Source organism: Methylobacterium sp. WL103 (assembly GCF_008039885.1).
Lineage (GTDB): Bacteria > Pseudomonadota > Alphaproteobacteria > Rhizobiales > Beijerinckiaceae > Methylobacterium > Methylobacterium cerastii.
Map to the genome: position 1 here is coordinate 1 of NZ_VRUX01001210.1, position 574 is coordinate 574.

Here is a 574-nt window from a genome sequence, read left to right on the forward strand (position 1 = left end):
GCCCGCGCCGGCGCGAGGGCGAGCGCGAACGCCAGGAGGAGCAGAGGTCCGCGCATCGGGATCGCCTGTGTCTGTGACCGAAGGTTTCCGGGCCGTGATCTCACGAAGCTTGGCCGCTCTCAAGGCTCGCGCCGCGGCCGACGCCGTGGATGGCGGCGCGGGGCGGCATTCTGTAGGCAGCGCAGATCGGGCGGGACGCGCGGCGCGGATGATCGGAATCTCATGATCGGGAAGCTCAAGGGCGTGGTCGACTCCTTCGGCGAGGACTTCGTCATCCTCGACGTGCAGGGCGTCGGCTACGTGGTGCATTGCTCGGCGCGCACGCTGCAGCGCATGCCCAAGGCCGGCGAGCCGGCCGACCTCTCGATCGAGACGCATGTGCGCGAGGACATGATCCGGCTCTACGGCTTCCGCTCGGACGCCGAGCGCGAGTGGTTCCGCCTGCTCCAGACGGTGCAGGGCGTCGGCTCGAAGGTGGCGCTCGGGCTGCTCTCGGTGCTGGAGCCGCCGCAGCTCGCCTCGGCGATCGCGCTCGGCGACAAGACCGCGATCGCCCGCGCGCCCGGCGTCGGCC

The 574-nt window shown here is 71.4% G+C and carries 1 protein-coding gene; it reads left to right on the top strand.

From position 1 onward, the window contains the following. Positions 1-222 precede the first annotated feature (222 nt). A partial coding sequence (gene ruvA / locus FV222_RS28665) for a Holliday junction branch migration protein RuvA (RefSeq protein ID WP_147816499.1) occupies positions 223-574 on the top strand: 352 nt, incomplete at its 3' end.